This window comes from Novosphingobium sp. NFX11 (assembly GCF_057376415.1).
In genome coordinates, this window is the sequence record NZ_CP080384.1 from 1,830,555 (window position 1) to 1,849,558 (window position 19,004).

Here is a 19,004-nt window from a genome sequence, read left to right on the forward strand (position 1 = left end):
GCGAACAGGCACAATGAGCACACCCAAGGCCGCCCTCGAAGGCATCCGCGTCATCGACATGAGCCGCGTCTTCGCCGCCCCCGTCGGCGCGCAAATCCTCGGCGACCTCGGCGCCGACGTCATCAAGGTGGAGCGGCCGGGCGTGGGCGACGACGGGCGCGGCTACGGCTTCTCGTGGGTGCCCGGCAAGGACGGGATCGAGACGCGGCACTCCAGCTTCTTCACCGTGTCCAACCGCAACAAGCGCTCGATCACGCTGAACCATTCCCGGCCCGAGGGGCAGGCGATCCTGCGCGATCTGGTGAAGAACGCCGACGTGCTGATCGAGAACTACAAGGTCGGCGACCTCAAGCGCTTCGGCCTCGATTACGAGAGCCTGCGCGCAATCAACCCGGGCCTCATCTACTGCTCGGTCACCGGCTTCGGCCAGACCGGGCCGATGGCGGCGCTGCCGGGCTATGACGGGCTGTTCCAGGCGACCGGCGGCATGATGGCGGTGACCGGCATTCCCGAGGGCCAGCCGGGCTCCGGCCCGCTCAAGACCGGCCCCAGCCTCGTCGACTTCGTGACCGGCCACAACACCGCGCTGGCGATCCTCGGCGCGCTGATGCACCGCACCCGCTCCGGCGAGGGGCAGTACATCGACATCGCCCTGCTCGACAGTTCGGTGGCGATGGTCAGCCACATCATGCAGGACTACCTGATAAGCGGCAACGCCCCGCCGCGCCTCGGCAACGGCGGCAACGGCGGCGGCCCGGCGGACCTGATCCATTGCGCGGACGGCATCATCTACCTCACCGCCGGCACCGACGAGCACTGGCGCCGCCTGACGGTGCTGATGGATCAGCCCGAACTGAACGACGATCCGCGCTTCGATTCCAACCTGAAGCGCGGCAAGACCAATCGCGCCGAGTTGATGGCCATCATCAACGACTGGAGTGGCCGCTTCCCGACCCTGGAGGTTCAGGCCATGCTCGACGGCGCGGGCATTCCGGCGGCGCGCTACAATGAACTGGCCGACGTCTGGGAAGACCCGCAGGTGCAACATCGCGGCCTGAAGGCGACGACGCCGCATGCATGGGCGGAAAGCGGCTCGGTCGATCTCATCGCCAGCCCGCTCGCGAAGATGTCGGCGAGCCCGGCGACGATCCGCATGGCCCCGCCGATGCTGGGCGAGCATACCGACACCATCCTTTCGGAGCTGGGCTACGACGAGGCGCAAGTCGCCGCGCTGCGGGACGCGAAGGTGGTGTGAACGCCCAATCCTCCCTGTTCCGAAGGAATGGGGAGGTTGGCAGCCCGCAGGGCTGACGGAGGGGCTGCTACCCCTCCACCACCGCCTTCGGCGGCGGTCCCCCTCCCCATTGCTGCGCAACAGGGAGGATATAGCCTCAGCGTCCCTTGAACGCGGGCTTGCGCTTTTCGAGGAACGCATTGACACCTTCGAGGAAGTCCTCGGTCCGCCCCGCCTCACGCTGGCCGCGCCGTTCCGCCTGAAGCGCGGTTTCAAGGCTGGAATCCAGCGCGTCCCACGCCATGCGCTTGATGAGGCCGAGCGAGCGCGGGCCGGTGGCCAGCCGCTTCGCCAGCTTCATCGCCTCGGCGTCGAGGTCGTCCTCGGGCACCACCCTGGTCGCAAGGCCCCAGTCGAGCGCGGTCCTGGCATCGACCTTCTCGCCCAGCAGCATCATCTGCACGGCGCGCACCCGGCCCACCGCCTGCGCCAGCAGGTAGGTCGCGCCGCCATCGGGCACGAGGCCGACGTGGCAGAAGGCGCAGAAGAAGTACGACCCTTCCGCCATCAGCACCACGTCGCCTGCCGCCGCCAGCCCCGCACCGAAGCCCGCCGCCGGCCCGCGGATCGCGGTGACGACCGGCTGCTCCATCGTCTTGATCTGCATGATGACCGGGTTGAACGCGCGGTCGAGCTGGCCGCCGATATCGCGCATGGGATCGGCCAGCATATCCTGCGCCGCCGCAAGGTTCGCGCCCGAGCAGAACGCCTTGCCCTCCCCGTCAGCAGCACCGCGCGGGCATCGCGCGCCGCCACGTCGAGGGCGTGGACCATCTCAAGCCCCATCGCCTCGGTGACGCCGTTCATGGTCTTGGGATCGTTGAGGGAAATGCGCGCGACGCCGTCCTCCAGCGAATAGAGGATGTGCTCGTAACTCATGGAATCTCCCTCTCCGTCGATCAGGCGAGCATGGCGCCCAGGCGTTCCTTCACGATTGCCTCGGCCTCGCCAACGATCCTTTCGATCAGTTCCTTGCAGGTGGGCACGTCATGGATCAAGCCCTGCACCATCCCGGCCCAGAAGATGCCCTTGGTAAGATCACCGCTCTGCAGTAGCTCGCGGCCCACCGCGCCCGCGACGAGGTGGCGGATATCCTCGAAAGTCGAGTCGGGCCGTTCGGAAATCGCGACCACTTCGTCGGACACGTCGTTCTTGCCGACGCGCGCCGAGTTCTTGAACTTGCGGAATATGAGGTTGGTGCCGCGCTCGTCGTTCTCGACGTACCTGGCCTTCACGTTGTCGTGGATCGGCGCTTCCTTGGTGGCGCAGAAGCGGGTGCCCATGTTGATGCCCTCCGCCCCCAGCGCCAGCGCCGCGACGAGGCCGCGCCCGTCGCCGATCCCGCCGCTCGCCAGCATCGGAATCTTCACCTTGTCCGCCGCCGAGGGGATCAGGATCAGGCCGGGAATGTCATCCTCGCCGGGGTGCCCGGCGCATTCGAAGCCGTCGATCGAGATGATGTCGCAGCCGTGCTTCTCGGCCGAAAGCGCGTGGCGCACGGCGGTGCATTTGTGCAGCACGGTGACGCCGTGGGGCTTCACCATCTCCCAGATCTCGCGCACCTGCTGGGTGCCCGCGGTCTCGACGATCTTGACGCCGCCGTCGATCACGGCCTGCGCGTAAGCCTTGTAGTCGGGCGGCAGGATCGTGGGCAGGACGGTGATGTTCACCGCGAAGGGCTTGTCGGTCATCGAGCGGCAGCGCTCGATCTCCTCGCGCAGCGCCTCCGGGCTGGGCTGGGTCAGCGCGGTCAGGGTGCCGAGGCCGCCGGCGTTCGACACCGCGCTCGCCAGTTCGGCATAGCCGACACCCTGCATGCCGCCCTGGACGATCGGATGTTCGATGCCGAGCATCTCGGTCACGCGGGTCTTGAATGGCATGGTTCTCGCTGCTCCCTATCGATGGTTGCATGCGGGGCTATGTCATGCGGCGCGGGGCTTCAAGCAGCGGGTGCGGGAGCGAGCGGGCATCGCGCCAGCGAATAACCAAGCGCTTGCTACATAATTTCGGAAGCGTATGATCCCCTGCAAACGAGAAGGGAGAATCGCCATGGCAACCGCCGCTCTGGAACCTGTTCAGGATCGGATCGAGGAACTGGGCATCAAGCCATCAGCGCCGACAACCACATCAACGAACCCCGCAACCTGTTCATCGACCGCTTCCCTCCCACCTGAAGGACAAGGCACCGCGCGTGATCGAGGGCCGCGACGGCGGCGAAGGCTGGAGCATGGACGGCACGCCGCCCAAGCGCACCTACGGCCTCGAATGCATGGCGGGCTACGACAAGAGCGAATACCGCATGTCCGGCCTGCGCCACGCGGACCTCAGGCGGGGCAACTACGATGGCGCCGCGCATCTCGCGGATATGGACATCGACGGGGTATGGGCCTCGGTGACCTATCCGGGTTTCAGCCCGTCGTTCTATACCCATCCCGATCCGGAAGTCGCTGCCGCCGGATCTCGTCGCCTACAACGACTGGATCCTCGACGACTTCCAGTCCGCCGACCCCAAGCGCCTCTGCGGCCTCGCCATCAATCCGACCGAACTCGGCATCGAGCACGCCGTCGCCGAGATGCGCCGCTGCGCGAGGAAGGGTGCGCGGGCGATGTACATTCCCGGAAATCCGACGATCCCCTACAACCACCCCACGCACTACCACCCCGTCTGGCAGGCGGCGGACGAACTGGGGCTGACGCTGTGCATGCACCGCAACCACGGCGGCCCGCCCGATGCCACCGACTGGGACCGGCTGCAGGAGGACAAGGTCTCCATCGGCGGGATCGTGACGCGGTACTTCTCGTGCCTCAAGCCGTTCTCGTACCTGATCTTCGCAGGGATCTTCGACCAGTACCCGAACCTGAAGATGGTCGGCGCCGAGGTCGACTGCGGCTGGGCGCCGTTCTGGGTGCAGACCATGGAGCATCACTGGGAAATCCAGAACTCGTGGCATCCGGTGAAGCTCAGGCATTCGCCCACCGAGTTTATCGGCCGCAACGTCTTCACCACCAACGTGGACGACTACTGCGGCTACCAGATGATTCTGGACCGGGCTCTGGCCGTGGCTGGCGAAGATGACGATGTTCTCGTCCGACTACCCGCACTCGGCGACGATCTGGCCGCATTCTCGCGACGTGGCGCTGAAGATGACGGCGGACCTGACGCCGCAGGACACCCGCACGACACTGTCGGAGAACGCGGCAAGGGTGTTCGGCTTCGACGTCTAATTCCTCCCCGAGCAAGCTCGGGGGGAATGGCGCTACACCGGCCCGTTCGCTTCGATCCCCTGGATCACGAAAGCCGCGATGGCGTCCCTGATCTCAGCCTCGCTCGCCATGCCGGGCGGGAACAGCCAGTCACGAAACATCAGGTTCGCCAGCACCGCCGCGAACGACACGCGCACCATCAGTTCCGGCGCGATCCGGGGTGCGTCGCCGACCCGCGCCTGGCTCATCGCCTCGCCCTTGCGGAAGTAGTCCTGCAACCCGTCGAGCGCCTCGATCCCGCCCAAAGCCTCAGGCGAATAGGCGTTGGCGACCGCCAGCGAGAGGAACATCTTCGAATGGCTGCCCATGAAATCGAGCAGTTCGCCGATGTAGGCCCGCGCCACGTCCTTGCCCTCGCCCGCTCCGGCGGTCCGCGCCTGGAAATCCGCGAAGTGACGGTTCAGCGGCGTGAAGATCGCCGCGCGGAACAGCGCCTGCTTGCTGTCGTGGAAGCGGAAGATCTGCGCCTCGGTCACATCGGCGCGGCGGGCGATGGCGGCAGTCGTCGCCCCGGCATAACCCGAGGCCTCGAACTCCTCGGCGGCGGCTTCGAGGATGCGGTCGGCCACTTCCTCGGAGGAGCGGCGGCGGCGTTTCGGTTTCGGATCGGGAGCGGTCAATCTTTCCTGCCGGTTTCGCTTGCGTGACTGCATGTGTCGGGAACGGCGGGCGCCATTGAAACCCTCCCGCCCGACCCTAGATCTCGCCGGGACAAACGCTCAAGGAGACAATTGAAAGTGAACGGAATGAAGACGGCCATGCTGCTGGCGGCGCTGACGGCGCTGTTCATGGGGCTGGGCTACATGCTGGGCGGAACCGGCGGCGCCATCATCGCGCTGCTCGTGGCGGCGGGCATGAACCTGTTCACCTTCTGGAACGCGGACAGCATCGTGCTGAAGATGCACAACGCCCGCGAGGTCGGCCCGGAGAGCGAGTTCCACCGCCTCGTCGCCGAACTGGCGCAGCGTGCCGGGCTGCCGATGCCCCGCGTCTACGTGATCGACACCGAGGCGCCCAACGCATTCGCCACCGGCCGCGACCCCGAGCACGCCGCCGTCGCCGCGACCACGGGCCTGCTCGACATGCTCAGCCGCGATGAAGTGGCGGGCGTGATGGCGCACGAACTGGGCCACGTGAAGAACCGCGACACGCTGGTGATGACGATGGTGGCGACGATCGCGGGCGCCATCTCGATGATCGCCAACTTCGGCATGTTCTTCGGCCACATGGGCAATTCGGAGGACCGCCCCAATCCGATGGCCGCGATCGCGGCGATGGTCATGGCGCCGTTCGCGGCGATGATCGTGCAGATGGCGATCAGCCGCACCCGCGAATACGGCGCCGACAAGGCGGGCGCCGAGATCAGCGGCAACCCGCGCGCGCTGGCCTCGGCGCTGCAGAAGATCGCCGGGCCCGCCGCCCACTTGCGCAACCCCACCGTCGAGCGCAACCCGGCGGCGGCGCAGCTCTACATCGTGCCCTCGTCGGTGTCGGACCTGTTCTCGACTCACCCGGCGACCGAGAAGCGCATCGCCGCGCTGATGGCGATGGACGGCGGGGCGGCGCCCCCGCGTCCGGCTATGGCTTCGGTGCCGCGCAGTAGCGCGACGCGTGGCCGGTCGGCGCTCGATCCGAACCGGCGCTGAAGCCGCACACCTCGTCATTGCGAGCGCAGCGAAGCAATCCAGGGCGGCTTGAGACTGCCCTGGGTTGCTTCGCTGCGCTCGCAATGACGACTTAGGGTTTCACCCAACGCGCGATGAAGAAGCCGTCGAGGCCGCCCGCCTCGGCCAGCATTCCCGGATCGGTGCGCAGCCAGCCCTCGCCGGTCGGCGAAAGACCCTCGGGCAGTTCCGCTGCCGCGATCGGCGCAAGCGTCAGTTCGACGTCGGCCGCGCGGTCCTCGCCTTCCTCCTGCTCCAGCGAGCACACGGCGTAAACCAGCGTGCCGCCGGGCTTCAGCCACTCGGCCGCCCGCGCCAGCATCCGCGTCTGGATTTCGGCCATCTCCTCGATCTGGCGCGGCGCGATGCGGTGGAGCACGTCCGGATGACGGCGCGAGGTGCCCGTCGCCGTGCACGGCGCGTCGAGCAGGATCGCGTCGAACTTCTCCTGCGGCTCCCACGTAAAGGCATCCGCGAGCACCACCTCCGCCTCCAGCGCGGTGCGCTCAAGGTTCTCGCGCAGGCGTTCCAGCCGCCGCTTGGCGTTGTCGAGCGCGGTCACTTTCCAGCCCGCCGCCGCAAGCTGCATCGTCTTGCCGCCGGGCGCGGCGCAAAGATCGAGCACGGACCGGCCCTCACCCGCACCGAGCATGCGCGCGGGCAGGCTGGCGGCGAGATCCTGCACCCACCACGCACCCTCGCGGAAACCTTCGAGGTGCTCCACCGCGATCCCGCGCGGCAGGCGCACATGACCCGGCATCAGCGAGATGCCGCCGAGGCGCTCGGCCCACTCCGCCGTCGCCCCCGCATCGCGCAGCGCAAGGTCCAGCGGCGGCGGCACGGCGAGACCCGCGGCGATCGTCTCAGCCCGGATGCCCCAGCGCTCCATGACCGGCTCGGGCAGGGTCGGCACTTCGGGCAGCGTCACGGCGCGCTTGGTCAGGGTCGAGAACACGCCGTGCGCCAGACGGCGCGGGCCGCCCATCAGCAGCGGTAGGCCGGTGGCGATGACGGCGTGCGCGGGCGTCTCCAGCCGCAGCACTTGCGCCAGCATGATCTGCAGCACGGCGCGCGCCTTGGCGTCGTCCGCCAGCGGCAGGCGGGTGGCGGAGTCGATCAGCGCATCGAGGTCGGCGCGCCAGCGCAGCACCTCCCCGGCGATGGCGCGGGCGAGCGCGCGGTCGGCATCGCCCTTGATGCGCGCGAGCGCGGAACCGCCCGCCTGGTCGAGCGTCTCGCCCCTGCGCAGAACGGCATCGATGAGGTTGAGCGCGGCACGGCGCGCAGGAAGTCCGGGTATGTCCATCGTCGGCCCCTATACCGGATTGCCTTTTTCCGCCACCCGCACCACATGGGGTCCATGACCAAGCGCGCCACTGAACGTCCGGCGGCCTTCACCAAGCCCGCTCACTGGAACAACGACCCCGCTCCCCCGCCCGTGAAGGCCAAGGACGAGCAGGACCCCGACGGCCTTTCACCCACCCGCTACGGCGACTGGGTACAGAAGGGCATCGCGATCGATTTCTGAGGAGGCTGGAAAACCGCCTTCCGTCATTGCGAGCAAAGCGAAGCAACCCAGGGCAGTATTAAACCGCCCTGGGTTGCTTCGCTTTGCGCGCAATGACGATGGTGGATGAATGGCCTCTACTGGCCCTGCCCCTGCCCCTCCCCCTGCCCCCAGCCACCGCCGAGCGCGAGGAACACGGCGATCTGGTCGTCCACCAGCGCCGCTTCCGCCGCCGCATGGCTCACCCGCGCCGAGGCGAGGCTGCCCTGCGCGCTCAGGAGGTCGAGGAAGTCGCTGCGCCCGAAGCGGAACAGCTTGGCCGCCTGCCCTTCCGATATGCCGGCGCTGTCGCTCGCGCGGCCCAGCGATGCGGCCTTGTCCCGATCGCGGGCGTAAGTTTCCAGCGCCGTCTCGGTGCCCTGCAGGGCCGAGAGCACGGTCGCATCGAACTTGGCGAGATCGACATCGACCTGCGCCTTGGCGGCATCGATCTTCGCCTTGACGATCGGGCGATTGGGGAAGCTCCAGCTCAGTAGCGGGCCAAGGCTGAAGCCGAAGCTGTCGGACTTGCCGAGGTTCTGCAACTGCCCGCTGCTGGCGACGCCCGCGCCGATCGAGACGCTCGGGTAGAGGTCCGCCACCGCCACGCCGATGCGCGCGGTATCGCCGGCGATGGTGCGCTCGGCCTGGCGGATGTCGGGACGGCGGCGGATCAGCGCGGCGCCGTCGCCGACCGGCATCGGCTGGGCGAGGCGCGGCAGGACCGAGCAGCTCGCCACGTCCTGCGGATAGTCCGCCGGCGCCCGGCCGAGCAGCGTCGCCAGCAGGAACAGCGCGCCCTGCCGCTTCGCCACGAAGGCGGGCAGGCTGGCCCGGCTGGTGTCCACCGCGGTACGCGCGCGGCTGACGTCGAAGGCGGTGCCGCGCCCGCCGCGCTGCAGCCGGGTGGTGGCATCCAGCGTCTGCTGCTGCAGCACGATCACCTTCTGGACCGTCGCCATCTGGTAATTGGCGCCGCATACGTCGGCATAGGCCTTGGCGGTCGCCGCCGCCACGCTGATCCGCACCGCATCGCGCGCCGCCTCGACCACCTCGCGGTCCGCCTGCGCCCCTCGACCGCGCGCCGCAGCTTGCCGTTGAGGTCGAGCGGATAGCTCAGCGAGAGGCCAAGGTCGTACGTCACGACACCGGGGATGTTGGTCCCGCCCGACTGGGTGGAATAGTCGCGCTCGAGATCGGCATCGGAACTGACGGTGGTGCTCAGCGCCCGCGCGCCGGTCGTCTCGCGCAGCACCGCTTCGGCCTTGCGGATGTTCGCCTCGGCGGCGCGCAGGTCGGCGTTGGCGGTGAGCGCCTCTTCCACCAGCGCGTCGAGGCGGGGATCGGCGTAGAGGCTCCACCAGCGGTCGGGCAGCGGCGCCTGCGCGAAGGCGGGATCGCGCGCCGCGACGAAGTCCCCCTGCGCCGAAGGCGTGCCGGACACCGCGTTCTCGGGCGGATGATAGTCCGGCCCGGCGGTGGCGCAGGCGGACAGCGCCAGCGCCATCGCGGCGGCGCAGAGAAGACGGGCGGGACGCATCACCGGGCTCCCGCGCTCTGCGTCGCGGCGGGAGCGGGAGCCGCCGCCGGGGCCGGAACCGGACGTGCCTGTCGCTTCGGTTCGCCGTCATGCTGCTCGATCGTCACCGTCGCAGTGCGGCCGAGGATCAGGCGCACGTTCTTCGGCACATGCGTCAGGCGCACGCGCACCGGGATCCGCTGGGCGAGGCGCACCCATGAGAACGTTGCAGCGACGTTGGGCAGCAGGTTGCCCGAGTCGCTGCGTGTATCGTCGTTGATGCCCGCCGCGATGCTCTCGACACGACCCTTGAGTACCTGCCCCTCGCCCATCAGCTTCACGCTCACCGGCGCGCCGATGTGGATGAGCGGCAGCTTGGTTTCCTCGAAGTAGCCCTCGACGCGGATCGAATCGCCATCGACCAGCGCCATGGCCTGGCTTCCGGCGGCCACGTAGTCGCCCGGATGCAGGTCGAGGTTGGTCACGGTGCCATTGACCGAGGCATGGACTTGCGTGCGCTGGAGGTCGAGCTTCGCGCGATCGACCGCGCTTACCGCTTCCTGCACGGCGGCGCGGGCAGTGGCGACCTTGGCGACGTTCTGCTCATGGGATTCGGTGGCGACGAGATCGCCGAGCGCAAGGTCGCGCGAAGCCTCGCGCTGCGCCTGCCCCAGCGTCGCCTTCGCGCTGGCAAGGCTCGCCTGCGCTTCCTCGACCGCCAGCGAATACCGCGGCTTGTCGATCACGAACAGCAGGTCGCCTGCCTTGACCACCTGGTTGTCGCGCACCGCCACCGAAGTCACGAGGCCGCCGATGTCCGGCGTCACCCGCACCACGTCGGCACGCACCCGGCCGTCCCGGGTCCAGGGGCTGCGCTCGTAATGCATCCACATCCAGTACGCGATGAAGGCCGCGAGCAGGACGATGACGATAGTGGCGGCGCTGCGGCCGATGGCGGGAAGCAGGTTCTTCATGGGTGGAGACCGGACCAGGTGGCGAGGAAGGAAAGCGCACCGAACACCATGACATAAAGGCACAGGTCGACGAGCGCGCGATAGGCGACGATGCGGTAGAAGCCGACGAAGTCCGCCACACGCATCAGCAGCATGGTCAGGACCGAGGCGATCACCGCGATCAGCAGGAGGGCGGGCATGTAGACGCCCAGGATGGAGACTTCGCCGTTCATGGCTGGCCTTTCAGCGCGGCGGCTTCTGGAAAGATGTTACGGCGCAGCGAGATCAGCGCCAGAGCGGCCTTGCGGCGCACCGAACGGTCCTCGTCGCGGATGAAGACGTGGAGCGCCGCGTCAATATCACCCAACAGTTCGGGCGCTGCGGGCGGGCGGTGATCGGGCTCGAGACGGCGATAGTAAGCCGCGACGTCGGCCAGCACGCTGGTCAGCGGCGCGCTGCGGGCGGGCGGCAGGTCGAGACGCAGTTCGCGCAGTTCACCGATTGCCACGCCGGTGCGAAGATCACGCAGCACGTCATAGAGCGGCGCGCCCGGCTGCTTGCCGGAGAGCGCAAGGCGGGGATTGAGCAGCGCGATACGGTCGAGCATGCGGTTGATCCAGCCACGCACGTCGGGCGGTCCGTAGAGGTTGGCTCGCTCGGCGATATCGCGCCAGCCCGCGCGCAGGGTGCGGCGGATGGCGCTCTCCAGCCCGGCCGTCTGCAGCAGACGTGCCATGATGATCGCGAACAGCGTGCCCAGCAGCTGCGCCAGCGAGCCGTTGGCGAAAGTGGCGAAGTTGTCGGTATACTTCTCGGCGATGATGAAGGGGCTGCCCATGCCGAGCAGCGAGGGCAGCGCAACGCCGGCGTAGCGGGGAGAATGCATCAGCGAACCCAGCACCAGCAAAGGGGGCGCCAGAGTCAGCGCGAGCATCGGAAACCCGTCGACGCGTGGCAGGATCGCGAAAGCGTAGATCATGCCCAGGATCGTTGCGATGAGCGTGCCGTTGAAGAACATCCACAGCGGCAACAGCGGATTGTCGGATGCGGCGAACAGCGCCAGGAACACGCCCGCCAGCATGACGGCGGTAGCACCGTCGTTCCAGCCGCTGCCGATCCAGAGCGTGCAGCCCAGGATGATCGTCAGCGCCGCACCGGCCGCACCGCGCACCGCGCCGCGATAGTCGCGATGAACCTCGCGGTTGCGCCGCCCTTCCAGCAGCGGCGGAATGCGCGCGGAAACCGGCTTGCGATTCCTCGTACCCATCTGGTCGGCCAGATCGCGGCAATCGAGGTGCGCTTCGATGAGGCTGGCCAGCCGCGAGCCCAGGCTGAGCACAAGCATGTCGTTCCAGCCCGAGGCGCCGTCCACTTGCGGCTCCAGTGCGACGCAGCGGGCCTTGAGTTCGGTCCCTATGCGCTCGCGTTCCTCACGGTCGTTCTCGATATGTGAAAGCCAGGCGCGGGTATCCGCCAGCAGCGCCTCGGCCTCGTCGCTCATCGCATCACGTTCGCGCAGTGCTGCGATGCGATCGGACACCGCCGCCCCCAGCGGCATGAGCAGCGAGAGCTGGTCCTGCAGCGCCCGCACCGTGCGCACGCGCGGGGCGAGGCGGCTGGTCTCGAACGGCAGGTGAATCGAAAGCTGGTGCAGTTCGGTGACGTCCTGCGCCAGCCGACGCTTTTCCGCCTCGATCGAGGGATCGGGCTCAAGCTCAAGCGAATCGCGGCTCCAGCGCTCGGCATCTCGCAGCATCATCGCCACACGGCCGAGCAGGAACGTCGAGACCGAGCCCGGCAGGACGACGCCATGGATCAGGCTGCCGCACAGGATACCGATGGTGATCTCCTGAACGCGCAGTGCCGCGTCCTCGAAGATGAGGTCGGGCGTGCTCACCGTCGGCAGCACGATCAGGCAGGCGGTATAGCCCGCCAGCACGAAGATGTAGCCGCGCGGCGTCCGGTCGAGCAGCGAGACGAAGACGCACAGCGCCAGCCACGATGCGAGCGCCAGCGTCAACAGTTCGGGCGAGTGCGCGAGCGGCGGCACCATGAGCACCGAGGCGGTCGCGCCGATGAACGTGCCGATGACGCGGAACAGCGCCTTGGACACCACCGCACCCGCCAGCGGCGCGGCGACGATGTAGGCGGTGAGAAAGGCCCAGTACGGTCGCTCCAGCCCGATCGAAAACGAAATGTACGCCGCGAGGATCGCCGCGAGGAATGCCTTGATCGAAAAGATGGCCGCCGGGACGCCCCAGCGCGCGAAGACCGGCCCGTTCATGCCCGCCCCCGCATCTCGGCGGCGCGGCTGCCGACCGTGGTAATCAGCTTTACGGCCGCTTCGAGGTCGGCGTCCGGAATGCCGCCCAGCAATTCCCCCGCAGCGCCACCAGCCGCGCTTCCGCCTTGCGGGCGATGCGCGCGCCCTCGCCGGTCAGGTGGAGGAGATTGGCCCGGCGGTCACCGGCATCGGCGAGCCGCTCGACGAGGCCCGCCGATTCGAGCTGGCGCACGGTGGTGGTCAGCGAAGCTTCGGTGATGCCGATCGCCCGCGCCAGATCCGCCTGCCTCGCCCCTGCGCCCAGCCGCTCGAGATGGACCAGCGCCCATCCCGCCGAGTTGGAAATCTCCAGCGAGGCAAGGATGCGGTCGGCAAGCTGTCGCCACGCCCGCGCGACAGGCGCGAGTTGCGTGGCGAGGTCATGGGCAAGGCTCGATCGGTCGGTCATGGGTCCTGGGGGGATCGGGGGTGGCGGGTACTTAGGCTCCTAACTATTATCGGGCAACCGGGTTACCCTTGCGATTTACAAACCAGCAATGCCGGAAATTGCAATCCGCGCAAGTGGGACGTTGGTATCTCGTGATCCTCCCTGTCACGGAGCGATGGGGAGGATGGCTCAGGGTTCGATCTCGATGGGGGTGCCGTCGGCCACGACTTCCCACAGAGCCTCAATCTCTTCGTCGGAAACCGCAATGCAGCCGTCGGTCCAGTCGCCGGGTACACGGCCCGCAGCCCAGTCGTTCGGCTGACCGTGGATCATGATCATCCCGCCCGCAGAGCGCCCACGCCCCGCCGCAAAGGCGCGGTCGTCGGCGTTGGGGTAAGAGATATGAAGCGAGAGATGATAGGCGCTCGCCGGGTTGCCCCAGTCGATGACGTAACGCCCCTCCGGGGTCCGCTCGTCGCCTTCGAAGCGCTTGGGGCCGACGGGCTCGTCGCCGAGCTGGATATGCTCGATCACATCGACGAGGCGGCCGCCGGACCAGAGTTCCATGATCCGCGCCGCCTTGCGTACGCGGATCATGTCGATGTCAGGCAGTTTCAAAGGCCGGGGCGCTTCAGTGGCGCCCAGCAGCAGAAGCAGCGGGGCGAACCTCAGGACGCCCCGCATCATCATCAATCCACGAAGGGATCGCGCACGAGGATGGTGTCCTCGCGCTCGGGGCTGGTGGAGACGAGCGCCACCGGCGTCTCGATCAGTTCCTGGACGCGCTGGATGTACTTGATCGCCTGCGCGGGGAGGTCCGCCCACGAACGGGCACCGGCGGTGGTGCCCTGCCAGCCGTCCATTTCCTCGTAGATCGGCTCGACCGCGGCCTGATCGGCGGCGTGGCTCGGGTAGTAATCCAGCACCTTACCCTTGAGGCGGTAGCCGGTGCAGATCTTCACCTTCTCGAACCCGTCGAGCACGTCGAGCTTGGTCAGCGCGATCCCGGTGACGCCCGAGATCGCGCAGGACTGGCGCGTCAACACCGCGTCGAACCAGCCGCAGCGGCGCTTGCGGCCGGTGACGGTGCCGAATTCGTGGCCACGCTCGCCAAGGCGCTGGCCGGTCTCGTCCTCCAGCTCGGTCGGGAACGGGCCGGAGCCGACGCGGGTGGTGTAGGCCTTGACGATGCCCAGCACGAAGCCGGTCGCCGAGGGGCCGAGGCCCGAACCGCTGGCAGCAGTGCCCGACACGGTGTTGGAGCTGGTGACGAAGGGATAGGTGCCGTGATCGACGTCGAGCAGCACGCCCTGCGCGCCTTCGAACAGGATGCGCGCGCCCGCCTTGCGGACCTTGTTGAGGCGCTTCCACACGGGCTGGGCGAACTGCAGCACGAAAGGCGCGATCTCGCGCAGTTCGTTGAGCAGCGCCTCGCGGTCGATCGGGGGCTGGCCGAAACCGGCGCGCAGCGCGTCGTGGTGCGCGCAGAGGCGATCGAGCTGCGGCTCCAGTGCATCGAGATGCGCCAGATCGCAGACGCGGATCGCGCGGCGGCCGACCTTGTCCTCGTAAGCCGGGCCGATGCCGCGACCGGTGGTGCCGATCTTGCCCGCACCGGCGGCCGCTTCGCGCAGGCCGTCCAGCTCGCGGTGAACCGGCAGGATCAGCGGGCAGTTGTCGGCGATCGCGAAGTTCTCGGGATTGATCTCGACGCCCTGGCCGCGAAGCTTCTCGACTTCGGACTTGAGGTGCCACGGGTCGAGCACGACGCCGTTGCCGATGATCGAGAGGGTGCCGGTGACGATGCCCGAAGGCAGCAGGCTCAGCTTGTAGACCTGCTCGCCGACGACGAGCGTGTGGCCCGCGTTGTGGCCGCCCTGGAACCGCACAACTGCGTCCGCACGGCTGGCGAGCCAGTCGACGATCTTGCCTTTGCCCTCATCGCCCCACTGGGCGCCGATCACGGTAACATTTGCCATGGATATGCTCCTCCACCCTGCCACGGTGGATCCGGTATCGCCCTTCGACAGGACTCGACGATACGGATTTACGGTGGGGCAGGAGGCCCCGGCTTTTTCGGTCGGCGCCCTAAGGGCAAGGGGGGCGGTAGTCAAGGGTCACCGGCACGAACGGGTTACTCTTCATTACACTTGGCGACTTGCCCCTGCCCGCTCCGGCCTGCGACCCTGCAGACATACCACGGGAGCATGCGACCATGAAGAAAACCCCAATGATCACGATCGGTGCCCTGCTGCTGGCGGTAGCTACGCCCGCCCTCGGGCAGCAGCGAACGGAAACGCTGAGTTACGGCACCGGAGCGCTGCAGACGCTCGATTTCTGGCCAGGAACTCAGAACGGGGCCGCGCGCAAAAAGCCTTCCCCACTGGTCGTCTTCGTTCACGGCGGTGGCTGGAAGCGCGGCGACAAGGACAGCGCCACCGGCCGCTACAAGGTCGCGCACTACACCGGCGAGGGCTACGCCTTCGCCAGCGTCAACTACCGGCTAGTCCCGGACGCGACCGTGGAGCAGCAGGCGCAGGATGTCGCCGATGCACTCGCGGCCCTGCTCAAACAGGCGGATTCGCTAGGTATCGCGCGCGGCAAGGTCGTGCTGATGGGGCACAGCGCGGGCGCGCATCTGGTGGCACTGGTCGGCACAGATCCACAGTATCTGCGCAAGGCCGGACTATCCTACGCCGACATTCGCGGCGTGATCCCGATCGACGGCGCCGCCTATGACGTGGCCGAACAGATGCAGGATGCCGGGCGGCTGATGGGCGCTACATATCGGCAAGCCTTCGGAACCGAGGCATCCCGCCAGCGCGCCCTGTCGCCCACCTTGCAGGCCGCCGCGCCCAACGCGCCGCAATTCCTGCTCCTCCACGTCCAGCGCGCCGACGGCGTGGGGCAAGCCCAGGAACTGGAAACCGCGCTGCGCAAGGCGGGCACGCAGGTCGAGCGCGAAGGCTTCCCCGGACGCGGATTGCCGGGACACATGCAGATCAACCGCGAACTGGGCAATCCGGACTATGCCGCGACCGGCGTAGTCGACCGCTGGCTTGCCCGGGTGTTCGGCTAAAGCGCGACCGCCTCGCCGCCTTCCAGCTTGTGCGAGCAGCCGAGCGCCAGCGCATCGTCCGCTTCCGAAAGCGCGGCGACGGTCACCCAGCCGATCGCCCGCTGACGACTGGCGACCTCGCGGTCATGGCCGAGCGGGAGGAACAGGCGGCGCTCTTCGCCCGCAGCGGCGGACAGGCTCTCGATCAGCGGATCGGGATAGAGCGAGAAGCCCGTCGCGGCTTCCGGATTGCGGCCGGTCTGACCAAGAATCGAATATGTACCGCCGCGCCCGAGGCTGCCGGGCACGCCGTCAGCGTAGATCGTGAAGCCGAACCACGACTGATACTCGAAGCCATGACGCTCGGACGGATCGAGGGTCAACCGCGCCTTGCCGCTCACCCGCGCGGCGATCGCCCGCAGCGCGGCGATACGGCTGGCGAGCACGCCACCGACGTCGAATTCAGCCAGCCGCTCGATCGCGCTATCGAACGGGCCGACGGCATAGAGCAGCGGCAGATAGGCCTCGCCGCCCGCATCGACGAGCCCGCCCGCGTCCTTGGCGTCGAGCATCTGGCGCACCGCCTCGATGTTCATCGAGGGCAAGGGCAGCGCGCCGGCGCTCAGCGTATCGACGAGATCGGGGAGCGTGAAGTCCACCGAAACGCCCGTCGCGCCTGCCGCGCGCAGCGTCTCGATCGCCAGTTCGACGATTTCGGCCACGGCTTCGGTCGAATCGGTGCCGACGAGTTCCGCGCCCAACTGCAGCCGCTCACGCGCCGGATCGAGGCCGTCGCCCTTGATGGTCACGACCTGCCCCGAATAGGACAGCCGCAGCGGACGCGGCGCTTGTGCAAGGCCGGTCGCGGCGATGCGCGCGACTTGCGCGGTGATATCGGACCGCAGTGCCAGCATCCGCATCGAGACCGGATCGACGAAGCGGAACATGCGGCGCACCTGAACGCCCGCCATGCGGTGCGCCAGCGCCTTCTCGAATTCGAGCACCGGGGTCTCGACGCGCGCGTAGCCGTGGCTCGCGAGAACGTCATGCGCGGCGCGGCGCACCGTCTGTGATGCCCATGCCTGCTGCGGCAGACGGTCGCCCAAGCCCTCGGGCAGAAGATCGCGGTCGTTTTCCTGCATAATGGCCGCGCCCTTAGCCCGCCCAAGCGCGGTTGTCGAATGTACAAATCTGCGACGATTGGCGACGAATTTTCCGTCGGCTCCGGAAGGTCCAGCGGCTAAGTCGAAGCCATGCGTCTGGCGGGACGCATTCGCTTTCAACCAACAAAGGCCCGACCATGAGCCCTGCCCGCACGATTACCCCGCTTCTGGCCGCATTGCTGATGACCCTCGCACCGCCCGCCCTCGCCCAAGGCATGCCCGGAGGCATGGATGGCGGCATGGGTAGCGGCGGAATGGGAGGGGCATGGGCGGAGACGACATGGGCGGCGGAGGCCCTCCCGGTGGCCCCGGTGGTGGTGCCCGACCGCCGCAGCCGCCCAAGCCCATCAAGCGCGCCCGCTTCGACAAGATCGTCACCGACATGTTCCGTGCCGCCGATACCAACCGCGATGGCACCGTGACCCTAGACGAACTGCACGCCCTCGTCGAAGCGCGACGCGCGGTCATCATCAAGGAGCGTTTCGCCGCGATCGATGCGGACCGCAACGGCACTATCTCCATGGCGGAATTCAGCGCATGGCAGAGCAAGATGGGCTCGGCCGCCGCCAGCGACGATGCCGCGACCGGTGACCGAAGCGGCCCGATCGTCGAGGCAGTCATGCCCGACGTCGGCGAGGATCGCGCACTCGCGCGGTTGATCGAGCCCCTCAGCGGCACCGTCATCGCCCGCGCCAACACCAATTACGACGCAGGCGTCTCGCTGGCGGAACTGCTGGCCTACGAAGGCAAGCTGTTCGACGCGGCGGACACCGACCACGACGGCTACCTGTCGATGGAAGAACTGCGCCCCAAGGGCAAGGACGGCGAACGCATGCGCGGCCCCGGCGGCGCCATGAATGGCCCGATGGGCGGCCCGCCGCCGCGCTGATGCTTCAGAGCAGCACGCGCCAGGTCTCGCCCTGAACCGGTTCGCCGAACGTATGGTGAACCTGAGTGTCGATGCACTCGAAGCCGTTGCGCGCGTAGATGCGGCGCGCGGCTTCGAGCACGGTATGCGTCCATAGCACCACCTGCCGGTAGCCCTTCTCCCGCGCGAAATCGAGGCAGCCGGCGACCAGCGCGTCGCCGATGCCCCGCCGCCGCGCGAAAGGCTCTACGTGGAGCAGGCGCAGCCGAGCGGTGCCTTCGCCCTCGTCGGTGAGGAACACTGCACCGGCCATGACACCGCCCAGATCCGCGACCCAGCAGCGCTCTCGCTCCGCATCGAAGTTTCGCAGGAAAGCCGCAGTGGTTTCCGCCTCGACCACCTCGAGCCCGTGCCCCCAACTGTGGCTTTCGGCGTAAAGCACGGATTGACGCGCCGCCACCTGACTGACTTCGCCGACCCGCGCATCGCGGATCGTGAAGGCATCGGGCGCCTGGCGATCCAGCAGCAGCCGCGCTCTTGTCAGCGCCTGCACCAGATCGTCGCGCTCGGTCGCGCTCAGGCGTTCCAGATCGTGCGCGACGGCATCGCGCTGGCGCCCGTCGATCTCCTCGAAAGCCGCCTGCCCCGCCTGCGTCAGCCGGATCGGGCGGGCACGCGCGTCGCTGTCGAGCCGGTCCCGCGCGACCCAGCCCCGATCCTCGAACCGGGCGATCATCCGGCTGAGGTAACCGCGATCGAGGCCCAGCTCCGCCTGCAGGACATTGGCCAGCACCGGCCCGAGCCGCGCGATCTCGAACAGGAGGCGCGCTTCCGGCAGGTTCGCGTCGGTATCGAGAAAGCGCGCGTCGATGGCGCCGACGTGCCGGGTGAAGAAGCGGTTGAAGGTGCGGATCGCGTCGATGGCCTGGTTCATGCGCCAGCCTTGATCGATTATGTTGACTGA

General features: G+C 68.0%; 19 protein-coding genes and 1 pseudogene. 6 read left to right on the forward strand and 14 right to left on the reverse strand.

The annotated features are described in order from the left end of the window. Nucleotides 1-13: 13 nt before the first annotated feature. Nucleotides 14-1,255 (forward strand): CaiB/BaiF CoA transferase family protein, encoded by a 1,242-nt coding sequence (locus KZO24_RS09305; protein ID WP_271181685.1) that lies wholly within the window; start codon nt 14-16, stop codon nt 1,253-1,255. A 136-nt stretch (nt 1,256-1,391) separates the two neighbouring features. Here KZO24_RS09305 and KZO24_RS09310 read toward each other — a convergent pair whose 3' ends face one another. The 3 genes from KZO24_RS09310 to KZO24_RS09320 form a co-directional block, all read right to left on the reverse strand. Beyond that, nucleotides 1,392-1,964, reverse strand: coding sequence for an enoyl-CoA hydratase-related protein (locus tag KZO24_RS09310; protein ID WP_486486093.1), 573 nt, complete (start codon nt 1,962-1,964; stop codon nt 1,392-1,394). A 229-nt stretch (nt 1,965-2,193) separates the two neighbouring features. Next, the gene (locus tag KZO24_RS09315; protein WP_271181687.1) at nt 2,194-3,174 is read right to left on the reverse strand and encodes an NAD(P)H-dependent flavin oxidoreductase; all 981 of its coding nucleotides are present in this window, start codon (nt 3,172-3,174) and stop codon (nt 2,194-2,196) included. Nucleotides 3,175-3,947: 773 nt separating this feature from the next. Next, the gene (locus tag KZO24_RS09320) at nt 3,948-4,211 is read right to left on the reverse strand and encodes a hypothetical protein (RefSeq protein WP_486486094.1); all 264 of its coding nucleotides are present in this window, start codon (nt 4,209-4,211) and stop codon (nt 3,948-3,950) included. Nucleotides 4,212-4,366: 155 nt separating this feature from the next. Between KZO24_RS09320 and KZO24_RS09325 the strand changes: the two genes are divergently transcribed. Next, a complete protein-coding gene (locus tag KZO24_RS09325; protein ID WP_486486095.1) occupies nt 4,367-4,519 on the forward strand; it encodes an amidohydrolase family protein in 153 nt (50 codons plus the stop codon). A gap of 32 nt (nt 4,520-4,551) precedes the next feature. Here the strand turns inward: KZO24_RS09325 and KZO24_RS09330 are convergent, their stop codons facing one another. After that, nucleotides 4,552-5,178, reverse strand: coding sequence for a TetR family transcriptional regulator (locus tag KZO24_RS09330; RefSeq protein ID WP_271181689.1), 627 nt, complete (start codon nt 5,176-5,178; stop codon nt 4,552-4,554). Nucleotides 5,179-5,295: 117 nt separating this feature from the next. Between KZO24_RS09330 and KZO24_RS09335 the strand changes: the two genes are divergently transcribed. Further along, nucleotides 5,296-6,204 (forward strand): M48 family metalloprotease, encoded by a 909-nt coding sequence (locus KZO24_RS09335; protein WP_271181690.1) that lies wholly within the window; start codon nt 5,296-5,298, stop codon nt 6,202-6,204. Between the two features lie 91 nt (nt 6,205-6,295). Here KZO24_RS09335 and KZO24_RS09340 read toward each other — a convergent pair whose 3' ends face one another. Continuing rightward, nucleotides 6,296-7,528 carry an RsmB/NOP family class I SAM-dependent RNA methyltransferase gene (locus tag KZO24_RS09340; protein ID WP_486486096.1) on the reverse strand — a complete coding sequence of 411 codons (1,233 nt, stop codon included), beginning with the start codon at nt 7,526-7,528 and terminating at the stop codon, nt 6,296-6,298. A gap of 54 nt (nt 7,529-7,582) precedes the next feature. On the opposite strand from KZO24_RS09340, the gene KZO24_RS09345 reads away from it, so the two are divergent. Continuing rightward, a complete protein-coding gene (locus KZO24_RS09345) occupies nt 7,583-7,750 on the forward strand; it encodes a DUF1674 domain-containing protein (RefSeq protein WP_271181692.1) in 168 nt (55 codons plus the stop codon). A gap of 116 nt (nt 7,751-7,866) precedes the next feature. Here KZO24_RS09345 and KZO24_RS09350 read toward each other — a convergent pair. The 7 genes and pseudogenes from KZO24_RS09350 to KZO24_RS09380 all read right to left on the reverse strand — a co-directional run bounded on the left by KZO24_RS09350 (nt 7,867) and on the right by KZO24_RS09380 (nt 14,930). Further along, nucleotides 7,867-9,275 (reverse strand): annotated as a pseudogene (locus KZO24_RS09350) (efflux transporter outer membrane subunit). A gap of 32 nt (nt 9,276-9,307) precedes the next feature. Further along, nucleotides 9,308-10,261, reverse strand: coding sequence for an efflux RND transporter periplasmic adaptor subunit (locus KZO24_RS09355; protein WP_271181694.1), 954 nt, complete (start codon nt 10,259-10,261; stop codon nt 9,308-9,310). Further along, on the reverse strand, nt 10,258-10,473 hold the full coding sequence (locus KZO24_RS09360; protein ID WP_271181695.1) for a DUF1656 domain-containing protein: 216 nt from the start codon (nt 10,471-10,473) through the stop codon (nt 10,258-10,260). The genes KZO24_RS09355 and KZO24_RS09360 overlap by 4 nt, the downstream gene beginning before the upstream one ends. After that, nucleotides 10,470-12,524, reverse strand: a complete 2,055-nt coding sequence (locus tag KZO24_RS09365) for an FUSC family protein (RefSeq protein WP_271181696.1) — start codon at nt 12,522-12,524, stop codon at nt 10,470-10,472. The genes KZO24_RS09360 and KZO24_RS09365 overlap by 4 nt, the downstream gene beginning before the upstream one ends. Before the next feature lie 49 nt (nt 12,525-12,573). Beyond that, complete coding sequence (locus tag KZO24_RS09370; RefSeq protein ID WP_486486097.1) at nt 12,574-12,972, reverse strand: MarR family transcriptional regulator; 399 nt, start codon at nt 12,970-12,972, stop codon at nt 12,574-12,576. A gap of 168 nt (nt 12,973-13,140) precedes the next feature. After that, on the reverse strand, nt 13,141-13,635 hold the full coding sequence (locus KZO24_RS09375; protein ID WP_271182136.1) for a L,D-transpeptidase family protein: 495 nt from the start codon (nt 13,633-13,635) through the stop codon (nt 13,141-13,143). 5 nt (nt 13,636-13,640) lie between these two features. Beyond that, on the reverse strand, nt 13,641-14,930 hold the full coding sequence (locus tag KZO24_RS09380; protein ID WP_271181698.1) for an adenylosuccinate synthase: 1,290 nt from the start codon (nt 14,928-14,930) through the stop codon (nt 13,641-13,643). Between the two features lie 236 nt (nt 14,931-15,166). Here KZO24_RS09380 and KZO24_RS09385 point away from each other — a divergent pair, with 236 nt between their 5' ends. Then, nucleotides 15,167-16,030, forward strand: a complete 864-nt coding sequence (locus KZO24_RS09385; protein WP_370424720.1) for an alpha/beta hydrolase — start codon at nt 15,167-15,169, stop codon at nt 16,028-16,030. Here the strand turns inward: KZO24_RS09385 and KZO24_RS09390 are convergent. Continuing rightward, nucleotides 16,027-17,151 carry an ATP phosphoribosyltransferase regulatory subunit gene (locus KZO24_RS09390; RefSeq protein ID WP_271181699.1) on the reverse strand — a complete coding sequence of 375 codons (1,125 nt, stop codon included), beginning with the start codon at nt 17,149-17,151 and terminating at the stop codon, nt 16,027-16,029. The two genes, KZO24_RS09385 and KZO24_RS09390, sit on opposite strands and share 4 nt — an antisense overlap. 286 nt (nt 17,152-17,437) lie before the next feature. Between KZO24_RS09390 and KZO24_RS09395 the strand changes: the two genes are divergently transcribed. Beyond that, nucleotides 17,438-18,061: an EF-hand domain-containing protein gene (locus KZO24_RS09395; protein ID WP_486486098.1), complete on the forward strand. Its 624-nt coding sequence runs from the start codon at nt 17,438-17,440 to the stop codon at nt 18,059-18,061. A gap of 4 nt (nt 18,062-18,065) precedes the next feature. On the opposite strand, the gene KZO24_RS09400 is transcribed toward KZO24_RS09395, so the two are convergent. Next, the gene (locus KZO24_RS09400; protein WP_271181701.1) at nt 18,066-18,974 is read right to left on the reverse strand and encodes a bifunctional helix-turn-helix transcriptional regulator/GNAT family N-acetyltransferase; all 909 of its coding nucleotides are present in this window, start codon (nt 18,972-18,974) and stop codon (nt 18,066-18,068) included. Between the last annotated feature and the right edge of the window lie 30 nt (nt 18,975-19,004).